15 protein-coding genes and 1 pseudogene are annotated in these 18,957 nt (G+C 70.7%); 6 read left to right on the top strand and 10 right to left on the bottom strand.

The features are described 5' to 3' along the window. Positions 1 to 7 precede the first annotated feature (7 nt). On the bottom strand, positions 8 to 2,218 hold the full coding sequence (locus YWW_RS0109725; RefSeq protein ID WP_026929973.1) for an MMPL family transporter: 2,211 nt from the start codon (positions 2,216 to 2,218) through the stop codon (positions 8 to 10). Positions 2,219 to 2,312: 94 nt separating this feature from the next. On the opposite strand from YWW_RS0109725, the gene YWW_RS0109730 reads away from it, so the two are divergent. The 4 genes from YWW_RS0109730 to YWW_RS0109745 all read left to right on the top strand — a co-directional run bounded on the left by YWW_RS0109730 (position 2,313) and on the right by YWW_RS0109745 (position 6,077). Continuing rightward, on the top strand, positions 2,313 to 2,936 hold the full coding sequence (locus YWW_RS0109730) for a TetR/AcrR family transcriptional regulator (RefSeq protein WP_026929974.1): 624 nt from the start codon (positions 2,313 to 2,315) through the stop codon (positions 2,934 to 2,936). 90 nt (positions 2,937 to 3,026) lie between these two features. Then, entirely contained in the window at positions 3,027 to 3,515 is a 489-nt protein-coding gene (locus YWW_RS0109735) for an NUDIX domain-containing protein (protein WP_051325603.1), read from the top strand. 161 nt (positions 3,516 to 3,676) lie between these two features. Continuing rightward, entirely contained in the window at positions 3,677 to 4,771 is a 1,095-nt protein-coding gene (locus YWW_RS37290; protein WP_245595391.1) for a glycoside hydrolase family 19 protein, read from the top strand. A gap of 280 nt (positions 4,772 to 5,051) precedes the next feature. After that, on the top strand, positions 5,052 to 6,077 hold the full coding sequence (locus YWW_RS0109745) for a trypsin-like serine peptidase (protein ID WP_155830070.1): 1,026 nt from the start codon (positions 5,052 to 5,054) through the stop codon (positions 6,075 to 6,077). Positions 6,078 to 6,267: 190 nt separating this feature from the next. On the opposite strand, the gene YWW_RS33955 is transcribed toward YWW_RS0109745, so the two are convergent. The 3 genes from YWW_RS33955 to YWW_RS29420 form a co-directional block, all read right to left on the bottom strand. Then, entirely contained in the window at positions 6,268 to 7,116 is an 849-nt protein-coding gene (locus YWW_RS33955; RefSeq protein ID WP_051325604.1) for an aminoglycoside phosphotransferase family protein, read from the bottom strand. Between the two features lie 129 nt (positions 7,117 to 7,245). Continuing rightward, positions 7,246 to 8,448 carry an IS110 family RNA-guided transposase gene (locus tag YWW_RS0109755; RefSeq protein WP_035698285.1) on the bottom strand — a complete coding sequence of 401 codons (1,203 nt, stop codon included), beginning with the start codon at positions 8,446 to 8,448 and terminating at the stop codon, positions 7,246 to 7,248. 571 nt (positions 8,449 to 9,019) lie between these two features. Then, on the bottom strand, positions 9,020 to 9,235 hold the full coding sequence (locus YWW_RS29420) for a hypothetical protein (RefSeq protein ID WP_035696613.1): 216 nt from the start codon (positions 9,233 to 9,235) through the stop codon (positions 9,020 to 9,022). Between the two features lie 71 nt (positions 9,236 to 9,306). On the opposite strand from YWW_RS29420, the gene YWW_RS0109765 reads away from it, so the two are divergent. Continuing rightward, positions 9,307 to 10,239 carry a LysR family transcriptional regulator gene (locus YWW_RS0109765; RefSeq protein ID WP_026929979.1) on the top strand — a complete coding sequence of 311 codons (933 nt, stop codon included), beginning with the start codon at positions 9,307 to 9,309 and terminating at the stop codon, positions 10,237 to 10,239. Beyond that, positions 10,236 to 10,505: pseudogene (locus YWW_RS37960) on the top strand (hypothetical protein); the annotation flags it as partial. The gene YWW_RS0109765 and the pseudogene YWW_RS37960, both read left to right, overlap by 4 nt. Positions 10,506 to 10,629: 124 nt before the next feature. On the opposite strand, the gene YWW_RS37295 reads toward YWW_RS37960, so the two are convergent. The 6 genes from YWW_RS37295 to YWW_RS0109800 all read right to left on the bottom strand — a co-directional run bounded on the left by YWW_RS37295 (position 10,630) and on the right by YWW_RS0109800 (position 18,932). After that, positions 10,630 to 12,306 (bottom strand): hypothetical protein, encoded by a 1,677-nt coding sequence (locus YWW_RS37295; protein ID WP_026929980.1) that lies wholly within the window; start codon positions 12,304 to 12,306, stop codon positions 10,630 to 10,632. A 15-nt stretch (positions 12,307 to 12,321) separates the two neighbouring features. Then, complete coding sequence (locus YWW_RS0109775; RefSeq protein ID WP_155830072.1) at positions 12,322 to 12,504, bottom strand: hypothetical protein; 183 nt, start codon at positions 12,502 to 12,504, stop codon at positions 12,322 to 12,324. 29 nt (positions 12,505 to 12,533) lie between these two features. Continuing rightward, complete coding sequence (locus YWW_RS0109780; RefSeq protein ID WP_155830074.1) at positions 12,534 to 13,634, bottom strand: hypothetical protein; 1,101 nt, start codon at positions 13,632 to 13,634, stop codon at positions 12,534 to 12,536. A gap of 220 nt (positions 13,635 to 13,854) precedes the next feature. Beyond that, entirely contained in the window at positions 13,855 to 16,284 is a 2,430-nt protein-coding gene (locus YWW_RS0109790; protein ID WP_081687322.1) for an ATP-binding protein, read from the bottom strand. 30 nt (positions 16,285 to 16,314) lie between these two features. Continuing rightward, complete coding sequence (hemB, locus tag YWW_RS0109795; RefSeq protein WP_026929984.1) at positions 16,315 to 17,331, bottom strand: porphobilinogen synthase; 1,017 nt, start codon at positions 17,329 to 17,331, stop codon at positions 16,315 to 16,317. Between the two features lie 20 nt (positions 17,332 to 17,351). Then, positions 17,352 to 18,932 (bottom strand): bifunctional uroporphyrinogen-III C-methyltransferase/uroporphyrinogen-III synthase, encoded by a 1,581-nt coding sequence (locus YWW_RS0109800; RefSeq protein ID WP_026929985.1) that lies wholly within the window; start codon positions 18,930 to 18,932, stop codon positions 17,352 to 17,354. Between the last annotated feature and the right edge of the window lie 25 nt (positions 18,933 to 18,957).

Consider the following 18,957-nt stretch of genomic DNA (forward strand, 5'->3'; position numbering starts at 1 on the left):
TCGGGTCTCAGTCGCTGACGCCGATGCGGGCGTGGAGCCTGCGCAGCGGGGCGGGCGCCCACCAGTTCCACCGGCCGGTGAGCCGCATGAGGGACGGCAGGAGCACGCCGCGGATGACGGTGGCGTCGACGACCACGGCCAGGGCCATGCCGACGCCGAGCATCTGCAGCAGGACGACCTGGCCGGTGGCGTAGACGGCGAAGGAGAACGCCAGCACCAGCGCCGCGGCGGTCACCAGCGGCGCGCTGCGCTGGAGTCCGATCGCGATCGAGCGGGCGTTGTCGCCGGTGCGGTCGTACTCCTCTTTGATGCGCGAGAGCATGAAGACCTCGTAGTCCATGGACAGCCCGTAGGCGACGCAGAACATGAGGATGGGGATGCTCGGCTCGAAGGAGCCCTGCGGAGTGAATCCGAGGAGCCCTGAGAGGTTCCCCTCCTGGAAGATCCACACCAGAGCGCCGAACATCACCGACAGCGACAGCGCATTGAGGACGGTGGCCTTGAGCGGCGCGATGACGCTGCCGGTCATGAGGAACAGGATCACGAAGGTGACCAGCACGATCAAGGCGAGCACGAGCGGGAGCCGGTCGAGCAGGGCGTCGCGGAAGTCGGCCAGGTCGGCCGGGTAGCCCGAGACGGCGGTGTCGAACGGCGCCTCGACGGCCCGGAGGTCGACGACCATCCCGTAGGGGTCGTCGCGCATGGCCTCGCCGGTGGGCACCGCCTCCAGCCAGGTGTCGCCGTTCTCGGCGACGGCGAAGCGCCCCTCCGCGGCTGGCGAGGTCCGCTCGCCGTCGACGAAGCGGCCCGCGGCCGAGTCGACCTGGGCGATGCCGGGCACCTCGGACAGCTCGGCGGCGTAGGCGGCCAGTGCCGCCTCCTCGGGGGCGTGGGCGAGGACGCGCATCGCGTCGGTGGCCTCGGCGGCGAAGTTCGCGGTGATCTGGTCGGTGACGGCGCGGCTGTCGGCGCTCTCCGGCAGCGAGCGCTCGTCGGGGACGCCGAAGCGGACGCCGAGGAACGGCGAGGCCAGCAGCAGCACCAGCGCGAGCGCGGCGGCGCCCCAGGCGAGCGGGCGGCGCATGACGGCGGCGGTGAGGCGGTACCAGCGTCCCCGCTCCAGCGGCCGGGACGGGCGGCGGCGCAGCTCCACCCGGTGGCCCCAGGCGGCGAGCGCGGCCGGGAGGAGGACCACGGCGCCGACGACGGCGGTGAGCGGGACGAGGAGGCCGGCGTAGGCGAAGGAGCGCAGGAACGGGAACGGCATGGCCAGCAGCACCGAGAGGCCGGCGGCGACGGTGAGGGCGCTGAACAGGACCGTCCGCCCGGCGGTGGCGACGGTCGCGGCCACGGCCTCGGCGCGCTCGGCTCCGGCGGTGATCTGCTCGCGGTAGCGGTTGATGATGAACAGGCAGTAGTCGACGGCCAGGCCCACGCTCATGACGAGGACGAGGTTGGCCGCGAAGGTCGAGACCTCGACGAGGGCGGCCACGCCGCGCATGAGCGCCAGCGAGGCGACCAGGGAGAACAGTCCGACGCCCATGGTCAGCAGCGCGGCGACGGGCCTGCGGTAGAGGACGATCAAAAGCAGCAGCAGGCTGGGGATGATGATGGCCTCGGCCACCAGGAAGTCCCCGCGGGCCAGTTCGGCGACCTCGCGGAACAGCTCGTCCGAGCCGCCGACGCCGACCTCGACCGCGCCGTGCTCGCCCGCGAAGTCGTCTTTGAGGCCGGGCAGGACGTTCTCGCGCACGTCGGTGACATCGCCGGGGATGTGGGCGAGGATGAGCGCCTGGGAGCCGTCCTCGCTGACCAGCGTCGGGGACCGGCCGTCCCAGTAGGAGTCGACCGAGGCGACGCGCCCGTGGGCGGCCAGCTCGGCGGCGAGCGCCGCGCCGGCCTCGGCGGAGGCCGCCGAGTCGACCCGGCCGTCGTCGGCGGTGACCAGCAGCAGGAAGTTGGCGTTGCCGACCGCGAAGCGCTCGTCGAGCTCGTCGCCGGTGACGATGGACTCGGAGCCGGGCACCTCGTAGCGCGACAGGACCAGCGCGCCCATGGTGCCGGAGCCGATCAGGCCGCCGACGACGAAGAGGAGGGCCGCGGCGGCGAGCAGCGGGCGCCTGCGGCGGACGACGGCCCGGCCGAACCGGTGCAGCGCCGAGCTCGGCGGCTCATCGACCGGACTGGGCTTAGGATGCGGGGCGGTGGTGGAGGTCATGAGGGTCTCCCGACCGACGTAAACTGAATACGAGTAAATGCTCGTATTTAAAATACGAGCGTTTGCTCGTGTTTTCTAGAGCAAAGGACGCTTCGTGACCGACGACACGCCGAAGACGCCCCGGAAGCGGCAGGCCAGGGGCGAGAAGCGGATCGCCGAGCTGCTGGACGCCGCCGCGGAGGTCTTCGCGGAGGAGGGCTTCAAGGGCGCGAGCACGAACGCGATCGCCGCCCGGGCCGGGGCTTCGCCGGGGACGCTGTACCAGTTCTTCAGGAACAAGGAGGCGATCGCCGAGGCGCTGGTGGCCCGCTATGTCGAGCGGCTGCGGGAGGCCCACGGGGAGGCCTTCGACATCGAGGTGTCGAAGCTGCCCTTGGACGAGATGCTCGACCGGATGCTCGACCCGCTGATCGCCTTCGACCGCGCGAACCCGGGTTTCTACGTGCTGCTGTCCGATCCGCACGTCTCCCCCGAGCTGGCGGGGGCGAAGCGGCCGGCCCAGAAGCTGATGCTCGAGCGGATCGACCGGATCCTGGAGGCGCGGGCGCCGGGGCTGACGGCCGAGGAGCGGGGGCTCACCGCGGAGATGGCGGTCCACCTCTTCAGGGGGGTGCTGCCGATGATCATGGCGGCCGAGGAGGACGAGCTCCCGCGGGTGAGCGCCGAGACCAAACGCGCCCTGCGCGCCTACATCGCCCCGATCATCGGCGAGGACTGAGGAGCCGAGAGCGGCGCCGGAGCGGCCGCGCCGACCTCGCCGGATTCGCGCCGCAGAGCCGGTGCGGCACCGCCGGATAGGATTCGCCGCATGGCTCATACCGGTCCCCCGCCGCCGCAGTCGCTGATCGACGGCATCGCGGTCTCCTACACCGTGGCGTGCGCGTTCTTCACCGACCCCGAAGGCAAGGTGCTGCTGGTGAAGCCGAACTACCGCGACGACTGGGCGTTCGTCGGCGGCCTCGTCGACAAGGGAGAGTCACCCCACGAGGCGTGCGCGCGGGAGACCAAAGAGGAGATCGGGCTGGACGTGCCGCCCGGCGAGCTGCTGGTGCTCGACTGGGTTCCGATGCACGAGTTCGTGTCCGCGCCGTTGACGTTCTACCTGTTCGACGGCGGCGTCATCGACGACCCCGGTCGCATTCGGCTGCAAGCGGATGAGCTCGACGAGTTCGGCTTCTTCCAGCCCGAGCGGGCGGCGGTGCTGTCGGCCGAGGTCAACCCGGGCCGCGTCGATCTGGCGCTGCGGGCGCGGCGAACGGGGAGGACCGCCTACCAGCCGTCGCACCGCTCGGCCTGAGCGGGCCGCGGCTCCGGCTTCGCCGGATCCGATCCTCAGCGGAGCGTTTCCGCCTCATTCACCCCAAGGGCATCCATTTTGCCTCCGAGTCTTGCGCGGACGTAGAGAGGATATTAAATTTATCTATAAATAAGCTTTGTTAAAGATTAGAGGTGAAGCCCGTGCTTCTGCGACAACGCAAGAGAACCCTGGCGATCATCGGCGCCTTCCTCGCCGCCGCCGCGCTGGCGTTCGCGATCCCCGCCGCTCAAGCCAACGCCCAGGCCGCCTGCGCTTCGGCATGGAACGCGACCACGGCCTACACCGGCGGCGCCGTCGTCTCCCACAACGGCTACAACTGGACCGCCCAGTGGTGGACCCAGGGCGAGACCCCGGGCACCACCGGCGAATGGGGCGTCTGGCGCGACCAGGAGCCCTGCGGCTCTGGCGGCGACCCCGGCGACCCGCCCGGCGACGGCTGCGCGTTCACCGTCTGGTCCGCAGGAGCCGACTACCAAGTCGGCGACGTCGTCCTCTACAGCGACGGCAACTACTACGTCGCCGTGCACGCCAACCCCGGATACGACCCGACCATCAGCACCTGGTTCTGGGACCCCACCAGCTGCGACGACGGACCGACCGACCCGCCCGACCCGTCGGGCTTCGTCGTCTCCGAGACCCAGTTCAACCAGATGTTCCCGAACCGGAACTCCTTCTACACCTACCAGGGCCTGGTCGAGGCCACCGCGTCCTACCCGGGCTTCGCCGACACCGGCGGCGACACCGTCAGCCGGCAGGAGGCCGCCGCCTTCCTCGCGAACGTCAGCCACGAGACCGGCGGACTGGTGCACATCGTCGAGCAGAACACCGGCAACTACGGCCACTACTGCGACACCAGCCAGCCGTACGGGTGCCCGGCCGGGACGGACGCCTACTACGGCCGCGGCCCGATCCAGCTGAGCTGGAACTTCAACTACAACGCCGCGGGCGACGCCCTCGGGCTGCCGCTGCTCACCAACCCGTGGCTGGTCGAGCAGAACCCGACGGTCGCCTGGCAGGCCGCCCTGTGGTACTGGAACACCCAGAGCGGCCCGGGCACCATGAGCGGCCACACCGCCATGACCACCGGCGCGGGCTTCGGCGAGTCGATCCGCTCCATCAACGGCGCGATCGAATGCGACGGCGGCAACCCCGCCCAGGTGCAGAGCCGCGTCACGAAGTACCAGCAGTTCACCTCGCTGCTGGGCGTGCAGCCCGGCGGCAACCTCTACTGCTAGCGCACCTCCGACCTTTCGCGGTTCCCGATTCCACGGCCCGCGGGCGCCACCCTGAGGCGCCCGCGGGCCGTGGCCTGTCCGGGGCGACGGATTCGGGCGCTTGCGGCCTTCGACATGGGGCGAACCCGCTGAAGCGACGCTCCGGTGCCGCACCGGGGCCCCCGCGGACTTCGACTTGAAGCGGCCGCGGCACACCTGGGGCCGCCTCCGAACGATTCGCCGGACGCAAATACCCGATCACCATTCACGAATAGTGATCCTATGCAAATCTCATACCTCAATGGACGAATCATCCGAGATCCATGGAGGACTCTTGAAGCATCTCAGTCGAACTCATCGATCAGCTGAGCTGACCGCGGCAGTGCTCGCGGCGATCGTCGCGACCCTGTTCTTCGTCCCGGGGGCCGTATCCGCCTCACCGCAGGCCCCCGACGACAGCACGGTGGACGCGAGGAGACCGAGCAGCGTCCCGACGGGGCTGCAGACCGACCTCGACGCGCATTGGACGGCCGAGCGCATGGCCGCGTCGAGGCCCGCCGACGTCGACGAGGCGACGGTCGGCACCGACACGGGGACCGAGCTCGACCTCGGTCCCGCCAGAAGCGTCGAACCGACCGCACCCGAAGCGGAACCCGGCGCGAAGCAGCCCGCATTCTCCTACGCCACGGGGCGCCTGTTCTACGACGACCAGAGCGGCGAGCCCTGGAACTGCTCGGCATCCTCGATTGCCAGCACCAACCAGAGCCTGGTCCTGACCGCCGGGCACTGCCTGCACGACGGCGGCGGGACCGAGGCCGGCTGGTCGGTCAACGTCGTGTATGTGCCGGGCTACGACGAGGGCGACGAGCCGCGTGAACGGTGGAACGGCATCTTCTCCTCGCAGCTGGTCTTCGACACCTGGTACTCGGGCGGGGACCGCACGAGGGACGTCGGCATGTTCCTGGTCGAGCCCAACGCGATCGGCCAGAGGCTCACGCAGATGACCGGCGGGCACGGCTTCGCCACCGGCCAGGGCTACGACCTCGATCTGCACGTCATCGGCTACCCGTCGAACCTCGACAACGGCGAGGTCCAGCAGCATTGCTGGGGGCCGGTCTCCGAAGGGGACGATCGCGTCGAGCTCGAATGCGGCTTCGGCAAAGGCGCCAGCGGCGGGCCGTGGCTGAAGGACTATTCGGCCCCCGGCCCCGGACTCGGAAAGGCGAACGGGGTGACCTCGTCGCTGACGAACGATGGGAAGTGGAACCGCAGTCCGTACTTCGATGACGCGGTCTGGAACATCTACATGGAGATGGAGTCGCTGTAAGCCGCCTCCAAGGGGCGGCGGTGACGCCGCCCCTGTCCGCAGGGGGACAGGGAGGAGGCCATGCGAGTCCGAGCCGTGCCTCTCGTCGCGGGGCCGCCGTCGCGAATCGACGACCGAACCTCAGCGCTGAACATCACGGCCGGGAGCCTCAGCTCCCGGCCTCCGTCCGTCTCCGAACTCCCAACACCGCTCAAGGCCCCGCCAGCAGCTTCTCGAAGTCATCGCCCGCCAGCACGGCGTCCAGCGACCGCTGATCCTCCCGCCAGGCCTGGCAGCTCTGGTGAACCGTCCAGACCGCCGCCCACCGCCGTGCGCGATGCCCGTCCAGCCCCATCCGTTCGGCAATGGCCTCCGCCCGCTGCAGAATCGCGCTCGCCGGCCGGTGGTATGCCGCGAAGAACCCGACATCCGAGTGCGGATCACCCACCTGCGGCGACGGATCGACCACCGCATAACCGTCCCGGGCGCGGAGGATGTTCTTGTCCACGAAGTCGCCGTGCAGCAGCACGAGCCGGTCGGCACTGGCGCAGAGCGCCATCGCAGCGGCTCTGGCGGCGCCGATCCGGACGAGCCCGGCATCGCCCCGCTCGGGCTCGTCGCGGACCCGCCGTTCGAAGGCGACGTCATCGAGTGCCTGCGCCTCAAGCGAAGGATAGGCCTCGGCGAGAGTGGGGAAGGAGAGCGCCTCGGGCGTGGCCCGGTGCAGTCTCGTCAGAAGGTCGGCCGCCACCTCGACAGCCTCGTCGTCACTGCCTTCCTGCAGCGGTGTTCCCGGTCGCATCCGCTCCAACAGCAACGCGCCGAGAGCGAAGTCCGTCTCGATGAGGCGCACCGCGGCCCGCGTGCCCGCCCATGCGGCCAGCGCTCCCGCCTCCGCTCGCGCCTGGCCGGGCGGCTTCACCAGCTTGAGGACGACTTCACCGCCGCCGATGCGCGAAACGGCGAAGACGTCCGCAACGCATCCTCCGTCCAGACGCCGAGGATCTTCGAGGCCCCAGCGGCGCGCACACGCCTGGAGCCTCCATTGGACATCATCCACCGCGACATCGTTTCAGCTCCCAAGGGCAGCCGCAAGCCTGATCCGTAAGCGGCCCGTGCGTCAAGGTCTTCGCCGACATCACTCCAGCGGGGACCCGGGGAGCTCATGCAGGACTCTCAATGGTGTTTGTCAAGCCTTGAGGCCGGGTGGGTCGGGGGTGAAGAGGCGGTTGTCGCGCAGGAGTGCCCAGAGGACGTCGATTCTGCGGCGGGCGAGGGCGATGAGGGCCTGGACGTGACGGCAGCCCTCGGCGCGTTTCTTCAAGTAGTAGTCCCGGCTCGGGCCTTGGGCGACGATGCTGGCCTGCGCGGACATGTAACACACCCGGCGTAGCTTGCGACTGTAGCGTTTTGGCCGATGCAGGTTCCCGGTCCGGCGACCCGAATCACGGGGCACTGGGGCCAAACCGGCTGCCGAGGCCAGGTGGCCGGCGTCGGCGAAGGACGACAGGTCACCTGCAGCGGCGATGAACTCCGCGCCCAGGATCGGGCCCATGCCCGGCAGCGAGGTGATGATCGTTGACTGCGGGTGGGTCTCGAACACTTCCCGGATCCGCCGGTCGAGCCGGACGATCCGCTCGTCGTAGCCGAGGACGGCCTCGGCCAGGTCGGCGACGAGTTCGGCGGCGACATCCTCGCCGGGCAGCACCGTCCGCTGCGCCCGGGCCGCCTCGACGGCTTTGGTCGCCAACCGTTCGGCGGCATCGATGCGGATACCGTGCCGGTTCAGCCAGGCTCCCAAGCGCTTGAGGCCGCGGCGGCGGATGGCCGCCGGGGTCTGGAAGCCGGTCAACAGGACCAGGCCCGCGCGGGACCCGGCCAGATCCAAGGCCCGCTCGAGGGTGGGGAAGACTCCGGAGAGCAGGTCTCGCAGCTGGTTGATCGCCCGGATCCGCTCGGCGGCGATGTCGCGGCGCCGCTCGGTCAGCATCCCCAGATCGGCCACCAACTGGGCCGGGATCTCCACCTCGGTCAGGTCCCGGCGCAGCCGGGCGGTCTCGGCGATGACGAACGCGTCGCGGGCATCGGTCTTGGCATCACCGGCGAATGCCCCGGTCATGCGATGCACCGTGCGGCCTGGCACGTAGACCACATGCTGGTCCTCGGCGGCCAGGAGCGCTAGCAGCAGCCTGGCCGCGGTTCCGGTGATGTCGACCGCCCAGACGAGTTCGGCGGCAAATGATCTGGCTTCGCTGACGGCCTCGATGATCGCGGTCTCGTCGTTGGCGAAGGGCTTGGAGTGCAGGATGCGGCCGTCGGTATCGACCACCGCCACGTGGTGGCGGGTCTTACCGACATCGATCCCTGCCCAGGCCTGGTCTATGCGATCCATGGTGGTCCTCCTCAAGGCTGGTGTTCTCCGGTTCAGCCCGTGGAGCACTCCGCCTCCATGTCCCTAGATAGCGACCAGAACGCACATCTCAATCAGTGGCCGGAGCGCCCCGCCGGACCGGGCGGCCAGTCCTGCAAAGCCACCATCGCGGCAACAACCTTTCAGCCACACCCGACCCGACTGGGCTGCTTACCAACCTAGGGACAACCTCTTTCGAGTGATGTCGGCACCTCTGGAGCTTGATCCGGGTCTGTCGGGGCTGCACGCTCTGCGAACGTCGACCGGCAGGCGATCCCGCCTGCTGCGAGAAGTCGAGGACAGCGGGGGCCGCCCGTCGAAGCCGATCGGCTCAAGTGAAAACCGTCTCGATATCGAAGATCCGCCATGTCCGAGCGCGGTCGTCTCGCCCGTCTCCCGAAGCTGTCGAAGGAGGAGCGGGCTGCTCTGCCTCGGCCGCCCTGTGTCGAGAGCACACCAGCTCCGGCCCGCGGGCCGGAGCTCGTCCGGGGCCGAACGTCGGGGTCGGGAGCCGAAGGGCTCCCGGCCCCGACGCGGAACGCCCGACATCAGGTCAGCCGGCCGGCGCACCGGCCGTCACGCGCAGCTCGGGCGCCCCCTGGATCCGCATGGACGGCTCGAACCACATGGACAGCCGTCCGCACTCGCAGCGGGCGTACACCACGGTGCCGGTGGAGGTGCGGTGGCGGGACACCACGGTCATGGCCTCGCTCATGCGCAGCTCGCAGAGCGGGCAACGGTCGCCGGAGAACTTCTCGGTGTTGGTCATGAGGCAAGTGTCGACCTAGAATCGTACGAGAGCAACGAAAGTTTTCACACGTGACCTTGCGAGGTTGTCGAATGATCGATCCGAGGCTGCACACGCTCCGCGTCCTGCGGACGCAGGGCACGGTCACCGCCACCGCCCTCGCCCTGCACCTCACGCCGTCGACGGTCTCGCATCAGCTCAAGCAGCTCGCCGAGGAGACCGACATCCGGCTGCTGGAGCCGAACGGCCGCCGGGTCCGCCTCACCCCGGCGGCGGAGCTCCTGCTCGAGCACGCCGACGTCCTCTACGCCCAATGGGAACAGGCCAAAGTGGCCCTGGCCGCGCTCGCCGCAGGGCAGATGGGCGAGCTGCGGGTGTGCGGCCTGTCCAGCACGGTCTCGGCCTTCATCGCCCCGGCCGCCAAACGGCTGCGCGAGGACCATCCCGGGGTCCGGCTGCACCTGGCCGCGGTCGAGTCGGACGAGGCGTTCCGCAGGCTGGAGGCCGGCGACGCCGACATCGCCGTCTTCAACCCGACCTACGCCACGCCCCAGCCGAGCGACCCGCGGTTCGAGCAGCACCTGCTCATGGACGACGTGGAGGACCTGCTGGTGCCCGCGGGCCATCGCCTGGCCGGACGCGAGAGCGTGGCGCTGGCCGAGGCCGCGGACGAGGAATGGGTCGGCATGCCCACCTGCCTCGACCAGGAGCAGCTGCTCCGCAGCTCCGCGGCGGCCGCGGGATTCACCCCGGACGTCGCCCACCACGCCGACAGCTGGACCAGTGCGTCCGGGCTGGTGTGCACCGGTTTCGGGGTGAGCCTGTACTCCCGGCTGGCGCCGATCCCGGCCGAGCACGCCGTGGTGCGCGTCCCGATCCACGGGAACCCGGTGCCGACGCGGCGGCTGTTCACCGCGGTGCGCCGCGGCAGCACCGAGCAGCCCGCGATCGCGCGCGGCCTGGCCGCGATCCGCGAGGCGGCCGAGGCCCACCGCCGAGGCGGCGGCAACGACGGCACGAAGTGAGGCCGGACCGTGCTGGATCTGCGGCGCGGCAAGGGCATGGTGCTCGACGCCGACGACTGCCGGGCTTGACCGAGAAGGCCGGCGGCGAGGCCCCGCGCTGGCCCAGCGGAGACGGGGTGAAGGTCTCTGCCGCCTGGCTCATCGGCGCGACCGGTTTCGAGAAGGGCTGCCGCAGGGGCGAGGCGGGCCCGTCGACCGAGCACACTCCCGCGTTGACGAACCGGGGCGGGGCGACGACGGCGGAGTCGCCGGCGCTCGCCACGGAAGTGGCCGACGAGGTCGAGAGGCGGTTCGGCATCCGCCTGCACCCCGAGCCGGTCGTCATCGGCGCCCGATTCGACTGGACGCTCCAGGGGCGCGGGCTTCGCCCGCGCCCCTGGAGCGTCCGCACTACCGAGGCAGGTTCAATTCGGTGTAGTAGTTGGGATCGCCGTCGAGTTCGCCGTTGTACGGGTTGTCGCTGGCGTCCTCGTCGCGTTCGGTGGGCCGCGCGGCCCTGTCCACATCGAATCCTGGGTCGACCTCTCCGACGCCGCTCCGGTCCCAGCTGTCCAAGGTCCGCTCGACGGCGGCGGCCGAGTCCTCGTCGACCTGCGCGTAGGCCTCGGCGGCCGCCCGGATCTCCTCGTGGGCGAGGTAGTACCGGGCCGAGGTCGTCTTGACGAAGCCCTTGAAATCGGCGAACATCTGCTTCACATCCTTGTCGGCTGCAGTCGGATCACCGTCCTTGTCGGCCAGGTGCGGCTCGGCGTCGAACAGGTCTTCGAAATGCCGCAGCAGGCCTTCGTAGTCCTCCCCGGCCAACTCGCAGTGCTCGGCGAGGGTCAGCACGTTGCTGATGTCGACGGTGTAGCCCTCGGCCGAACCGGCGCTGTCGGTGCCGCCCGGGGTGTTCTCGGTGAGGTCGTAGAGCTCGAGGTCGAAGCTCGCGGCATCGTTGATGGCCTCCATCGCGGACGCGGCGGCCTCGCGGTACTGCGCCTCCTGTTCGTCGAGTTGGTCGTTCAACTCGATGAAACCGTCGACCAGGCCGGTCACGATGTCGACCATCGCATCGGCGAAGGTGTGCGCCTCGACCTCGGCGAACCACTTGTCGCCCAGGAACTGCAGCAGCTTGAGCGCCGCAGCGACCGCTTTGGGCAGCGGCCCGCCCAGGGCGCTCCACAGTGAGAAGGCGTCGAGCCCCGACTGCACCGACTTCCAGCCCTCGGTCTCGGTGAACGGGCTCGCATCGACCTCCCCGAGCGCGGCCGTGGCCCGCTCGATCAGATGCAGGCCATTGTTGCGTCCCGCTTCGATGATCGCGGCGCGCGTGGTCACGAGGTTCCCCAGCGCGGTCGCGATGACCGAGTGGTTCATCAGGGTCGGCCCGGCGGAGGTGCAGAAGTTCCCTCTGACGTGGTCGGCCGCCAGCCCGGTCCACCCGACCCACCAGTCGCGGCTCTCGCTGTCCTTCGACCAGATCTTGGCGACCGTGCCGGGAAGGTCACCGCCGCCGGCAAGGTCGCGGTGGCCTCCCTGGCTGATGTCGACGTCGGTGTATTCGGCGAGCGTGGCCTCGCGCAGCTTCTTGGCCGCGTCGTAAGCGGATTCGAGCTTGGCGACGTCGTGCCCCTGGAACTTCGGGATGCTCGGCTCGATCGCCGACCGCTCCTGCACCGCCCATTGGTCGACCATCGCCAGTGCCGCGTCGAGCGGGCAGTCGATCTTCGGCCCGATCGCGACCATCTCGCCGCTGCTGTTCTCCACCTCGACCGGCTGCCCGTTGGGATCGAGCCAGCCCTCGCATCGGCCCGCGTCGCCGGGGTCGCCTCCTTCCAGATAGTGCGGCATGGTGCCGCAGTACGTCTTGTGCGCGGACCATTCCGCGCTCGTGAACTGGCCCGCGAGGTACCCCGGCACCGGGTTGCCGAAGGTGTTGCGCACGATGCTGGTGACGATCGGCTCGTCGCTGTTGACTCGCTCGGCGATCTCGCGCCTCCACCGCTTCACCAGGGCCTTCTCGAATTGATCCATCCGTTCCGCGATCGCCGCGAGATGGTCGGTCTGTTCGATGTATCCGCTCATGGCCGCAGTGCTCGCTCAACGCCGCTCGGGCGGGTCAACGCCCCGCTCCCTGAGCTCGTGCCGTATGCGCTCGAAGACCCGCGCCAGCTCGCGTTCGAGGGTGTGCCGGTCCTGGGCGTACGCCGACTCGAAGGCCACGTCGTCGAATCGCTCGTCACCGTCGCCGTCGCGGGAATCACGCGAGGAGTGCGCTCTCATGTCCGGTCTCCCGATCGCCGTCACAGCGTTCACTCGCAGGTCCAGATCACGGCGTTCTGCACGTACGAGCCGTCGGCGTCCTGGCGGACGTAGAGGTTCCCGGCGATCAGTGAGCCGTCGGCGCTGATCTCGACGGCCACGTCCCGCGGAAGGTCGACGTCGGAGTCGACGCCGGGGAGCTCGACGACCGTGTCGCCGTCCTGGTAGGCGGCGTTGTCGGTGTCGGGGTGGTATCCGGCGACCGTGCCGTCGGCGCTGACGGCGACCTGGCGGTTCAGCTCGGTCATCTCGGCGGTGCCGTCGGCGAGGTTCCAGCGGATGCCCTGTGCCCTCGAGCCGGTCCCCGGGCTGTAGAAGTGTCCGGAGGCCCAGTCGCCGTTGATGTCCCAGGCGATCCCCGTCCAGTGATCCGCGGGGTCGGCCGCGGGCGGCAACGGCAGCTCGCCGCCGACGTGGTCGCCGGAGGCGTCCGGACGCCAGGTGTAGGCCTTGGCGGTGCCGTTCTCGTCGTACACCGCCCCGACGACGGTGCCGTCGTAGCCGATGTCGTGGGCGGTGCCGCTCTCGGCGCCGTCGGGCAGCGGCAGTTCGACCGGCCCGGACCCGTCGGCGGGCCAGAGGACCGGCCTGCGCTGGTCGACACCGACGATGTCGCCGTCCTCGTTGATGCCCCTGGCCTGGGCGGATCCGGCGCTCGGCAGTACGTCGAGCTCGCCGTCGCGCCAGACGTAGGGAACATAGGCACTGTCTACATATGACAAACCGACGGCGACTTCGGCCGAGTTCACGTCCAGCAGCTCCGGGTATTCGCCGGGCATCCGCACCTCGGTTGCCTCGCCGCCCGCGTAGAGGTGGGGAAAGTTCACCCAGTCCTCGGGTCCGTTCTGGACCACCGGCAGCGCCTGGTAGGCGATGACCGAGCCGTCGTCGCTCATACCGGTGACCTGCGTGGTCCGGAGCCCCTCGGGGATCGGAAGGGCTTCCCAGCTGCAGGCCTGCGCCGCTTCGTGATCGGTTTCGTCGGCAGCGGCCGTCTGGATCGAGAACGCCCCGGCCGCGGTGGCGGCGGCGACCGCGGCGATCGCGGTCATGGTGCGCGTCTTAGACTTTCGTTCGAAGATGGTCGACATCGCGCCTGTCCTTTCGGGTGTTGGCTTCGGCCGGACCGATCCGGCCACCGCCAGGCTATGCCGACCGTTCCGGTGAGGACAGACACTGTTTTCCGGGCGACCGTCGCGACCGGCGCCCGTTTCGGCTGGTGAGAGCCGTCCTGATGCGATTTCGTCCGCGACCGGCGGCCGAGCGGCCGCCGGTTTCCCGCCGGTGTCCCGCCGCCGATCCTCCGGGCCGCTAGAGCCGCATGGCGATCGCCTCGGCCTCGGGCACACCGCAGTCGGCGTATCCGCGGGCGGCCAGTTCCAGATGGCGCCGCTCCGCGGCCGCGTCGCCCGATCGTCTGCGCGCGTCGGCCAGGCCGTGGTGGGCCCGTGCCAGTTCGTAGGCGTCCTCGTGGACCTCGGCCAGGTCCGCCGCCCGCCGGTGGTGGGCCTCCGCCTCCTCGGGGCGACCGGAGGCGGTCAGCGCGCGACCGAGCGCGTTCCGGGTGGAGCGCTCCAACGAAGGGTCGGCGAGCCGCACCGCGTACGAGACGGCCCGGTCGAGGTGGCCGGCCGCCTCGGCGCCCCGCCCCGAGCGCAGCAGGTCCTCGCCCAGCTCGATGAGCGTGGCGGTCACGTCGGCCGTGACTCCTTCGCCGCGGTAGGCCTTCAGGCATTCGGTATGAGCGGCCACGGCCGCCGCCGCGTCCCCGCGCTCGCGGGCCAGCACCCCGCGGAAGACCTCGATGCGGATGCGGTTGTGCTCGTCTCCCGCGTCGAGGCGGCTCTCTGCCGCCGCCAGCAGGCACTCGGCTTCGTCGAAGCGTCCGAGCCGCAGCAGCGGGACCACCATGTTCGTCCGGATGAGCGCCGCCGCGGCCTCGTCGGCGGCCTCCTCGGCCTGCGCCAGCGCCGCCCGGTGCACCTCGACCGATTCGGCGAACCGGCCGGACCGGCGATGCAGGACGCCGATGTTGGCCAGCGTCAACGCCGCGTCGCCGTACTCGCCCAGGTCGCGTTTGAGCACGACGGACCGCTCCAGGCACACGATCGCCTCCCGGTGCCTGCCCGCCGCCAGCAGCTGGCGGCCCGAGTCGCCGAGCGTGAAGGCCTCCTTCCGGCGGTCGGCGGTGCGGCGGGCGATGTCGAAGGCGATCCGGTTGACCTCGGCGTGCGGCCCGGCGTCCGGGTCGTGCACGAAGAACGCGTTGAACGCGGTCGCCAGATGCCAGGCCTGCTCGGTCAGGTCGGCGCGCTCGGCCGCGACCACCGCCGCCTCCAGATTGCCCCGTTCGGACTGGAACCACGACAGCGCGGCGGGCTGGTCGGCGAAACCGGGGAGGCCCGCGTCGTGGTCGGCCGCGCCCCCGGTGAAGCGGCGCTTGTTCGGATGCAGCCGCGCCGCCGCCTGGAACGCGAAGTGCAGGTAGCACTCGACCAGCCGGGCGAACGCCGCGTCCAGGTCGCCTCGGGTCTCCTCCCGCGCGGCGACTCGGGCCGCGAACAGGCGCACCAGGTCGTGCAGCCGGTACCGCCCCGGGGTCCGGGTCTCGGCGAGATGGACGTCCACCAGCGATTCGAGCATCGCCTCGGCCCGCTGCGGGCTCGCGCCGCACAGCGCCGAGGCCGCGAAGGCGTCGACGTCGTCGCCGTGGACGAGGCTGAGCCGCCGCAGCAGGCGCCGCTGGTCGCCTTCGAGTTCGAGGTAGGAGGCGCGCAGGGCGGCGGCGACGCCCCGGTGTCCCATGTCCAGTTCGTCGAGCAGCCGCTCCTCGTCGGCGAGGCGCGTCAGCAGGTCCTCGGCCCGCCACTGCGGGCGGCTGCTCAGCCGGGCGGCCGCCAGGCCCATCGCGAGCGGGAGGCGGCCGCAGCGCTCGGCGATCGCCGCGGCCTCGTCCGCGGTGATCCGGTCGACGACGGCGGCGGCGAGCATCGCCACGGCCTCGGGCATCGGCGGCGGCTCCAGCGCCACCGAGTGCGCTCCGGCCAGCGCCGACAGATCGTGGCGGCTGGTCGCCACCACCAGGCTTCCCGCCGTTCCGGGCAGCAGCGCCTCCACCTGCTCGGGGCCGGTCGCGTTGTCGAGCAGCAGCAGGACCCGGCGGTCGGCGATGACGCTGCGGTACCTGGCGGTGAGCTCGTCGACGTCGGAGGGGACGGACTGGGCGTCGGCGCCGAGGCAGCGCAGCACGCGCGCCAAGACCGATTCGAGGCTCGGGCGCGGACCGGGCGCGGGCGAGAAGCCGCGGAGGTCGATGAACAGCTGCCCGTCGGGGTACCGGGGGGCGAGGACGTGGGCGGCCCACACGGCCAGGGAGGTCTTGCCGACTCCGGCCATGCCGTGGACCGCGACGACGGCGGCGCCCGCTTCGACCGCGGCGCCGAGCGCCTCCAGGTACCGTTCGCGTCCGGCGAAGGTCGACAGGGCCCTGGGCAACTCGCGCGGCGCCACCGGAAGCGGGGGGTCGAGGACGCCGGTCGGCGCCAGCTCGCGCTCATCCACGCCCAGAGCCTCGGCGAGCAGGCGCAGCGTCTTCGCCTGCGGCCGTACCCGCCCCGACTCGATGTCGCGGATCGTCCGCGCCCCCACTCCCGCTTTGCGTGCGAGCTCCTCTTGCGTCATCACCGCCCGCAGCCGGAGCGGCCGGAGACTGATGTGGGCGTCGGGCCGTCGCTCAGTCATACGGCCATGATAGGGAGGTCCGACCCCCCACTAAGTAATCGATGAAGATCGATTCCATAAGCGCAGGAGGTTCGCCGCGTCGATCGCGGCGTAGGTGGCGATGATGCCCGCTCCGGCCCGCTTGATGCTCGTCAGGCTCTCCAGGATCGCCGCGTCACGATCGATCCAGCCGCGTTCGGCCGCCGCTGCGATCTGCGCGTACTCGCCTGAGATGTGGTAGGCCGCCACCGGCACCGGGGAGTGGTCCGCCGCCGCCCGCACGATGTCCAGATAGGGCAGCGCCGGCTTCACCATCACGATGTCCGCCCCTTCGGCCACGTCGAGTTCGATCTCGCGCAGCGCCTCGGTCGCGTTCGGCGGGTCCTGCTGGTAGGTGCGCCGGTCGCCCTGCAACTGCGACTCCACCGCCTCGCGGAACGGCCCGTAGAAGGCACTGGAGTACTTGGCGGCGTAGGCGAGCAGCCCGGTGTCGCTGTGCCCGGTCCGGTCGAGCGCGGCCCGGACGTAGCCGATCTGGCCGTCCATCATCCCCGAGGCCCCGAGCAGGTCCGCGCCAGCTTCGGCCAGGCGCTCGCCCATCTCGGCGTAGCGCTCCAGCGTCGCGTCGTTGTCGACCGTCCCGTCCGCCTGCAGCACACCGCAGTGGCCGTGGTCGGTGAACTCGTCCAGGCACAGGTCCGGGATGAGCACCAGCTCGTCGCCGATCTCATCGCGGATCGCCCTGGTCACGACATTGAGGATCCCGTCCGGGTCCGTCGCGGCCGAGCCGATCGCGTCGCGCCGCTCCGGGACGCCGAAGGGCATCAGCCCGCCGATGCCCGCCCGCCGGGCCTCCACGGCGAGCTTGCGCGCCGAGTCCACAGTGTGCTGCCACACTCCCGGCATCGAGGCGATCGGCCTCGGCTCGCCCAGGCCCTCCTTGACGAACAAGGGCAGCACCAGATCCGCGGGATGCACGCGGGTCTCGGCGACCAGACGGCGAATGGCCGCAGTGCGGCGCAGCCGCCTGGGACGGATCGTCGGAAAGGCGGGTTCGTTGCGCGGCACTGCGGCCATCTCCTTACGGCTTAACGGAACCTCAGCGCCGTGGGCCCCTGCACCTTCTGGCCGCGCCGGGTCTTGATCGGACCTTCGGCGAGGCGCTTGCGCAGCTCCACGGCGTATTCGGCGAGTGATTCGATGAGATCCGGGACCGAGGCGTTCTCGGGCTTGGCGTCCACGCGCAGCCCGAACTCGATCGCGGTGTCGGCGGTGTGCGGCCCGATGCAGGCCACGACGGTCCGCTGGTGCGGCTTGCCGGCGATGCCGACGAGGTTGCGCACCGTCGAGGACGAGGTGAACAGGACCGCGTCGAAGCCGCCGGACTTGATCGCGTCGCGGATCTCGGCGGCGGGCGGCGAGGCGCGCACCGTCCGGTAGGCGGTGACGTCGTCGACCTCCCAGCCGCGCTCGGTCAGCCCGGACACGAGCGTCTCGGTGGCGATGTCGGCCCGCGGCAGCAGCACGCGCCCGACCATGTCCAGGACCGGGTCGTGCGGGGGGAAGACCTCGAGCAGCCCTTCGGAGGTCTGCTGCCCCGAGGGCAGGAGCTCGGGCTCGATGCCGAACTCGCGCACCTTGTCCGCGGTGGCCTCGCCGATGCAGGCGATCTTGATGCCGCCGAAGGCGCGCGCGTCCAGGCCGTGCTCCTTGAACTTCTCCCAGATCGCCTTGACGGAGTTCTGCGAGGTGAACACGATCCACGCGTAGCGGCCGTCGACCAGGCCCTTGATGGACCGCTCCATCTGGGCGGGGGTGCGCGGCGGCTCGACGGCGATGGTCGGCACCTCGCACGGGATCGCGCCGTAGGACCGCAGGCGCTCGGACATGACGCCGGCCTGCTCCTTGGTGCGCGGGATGAGGACCTTCCAGCCGTACAGCGGGCGCGACTCCCACCAGGCCAGCTCGTGCCGGTCCTCGACGCCGGGGCCGATGGTGAGGACGACCTGCCCGGCGTAGCCGAGCGCGGCCTCCACGAAGGTGTCCACGGCGGAGGTGGTGGTGTACTCGGTCTCGCCGGTGGCGTCGCCGGTGACGGCGACGGCGGTCTCGCCGGAGACCCCGCCGGCGAGCAGGATGTCGCGCAGGGACGACAGGTCGGAGACGTCGGCGGTGACGGTCAGGCTGCCGCGCTTGACGGCGTCGGCGAGGGCCTGCGGCTCCAGGGAGGCGATGTCGTCGATGTCGATGACCGTGCGGACCTCGCCGGGGGGCATCCCGGCGTACACGGCGACGGCCTGGGCGTGGCTCATGCCGGGGATGACCTCGAAGCGGGCCTGCTCGGCGGAGGCGGCCTTGATCTCGGCCTTGGCGAGGCGGTTCGGGTAGGCGTCGCCGACGACGAGGCGGGCGATGTTCTCGCCTTCGCGGGCCGCGGCGGCCATGAGCTTGCCCTGGTCGCTCGGGGAGTTCTCGATCAGTCTGATCTTGCCGTCGTCGCCGGCGATCTCCTTGGCGGCCTCGATCAGCGACTGCGGCAGGGACCGGTCGTAGTAGACGCGGTCGGCCTCGCTGATGGCGTCGAGGGCGCGCTTGGTCAGCAGTCCCGGATCGCCTGGGCCGGTCCCGACGAATCGCACGCGGCCCACCAGCTTACGGGCACTGGTCATGTTCTCTCCATCAACAGTCGTCTGA

It is taken from the genome of Glycomyces tenuis DSM 44171 (assembly GCF_000427885.1).
Taxonomy (GTDB): Bacteria; Actinomycetota; Actinomycetes; order Mycobacteriales; family Micromonosporaceae; genus Glycomyces; species Glycomyces tenuis.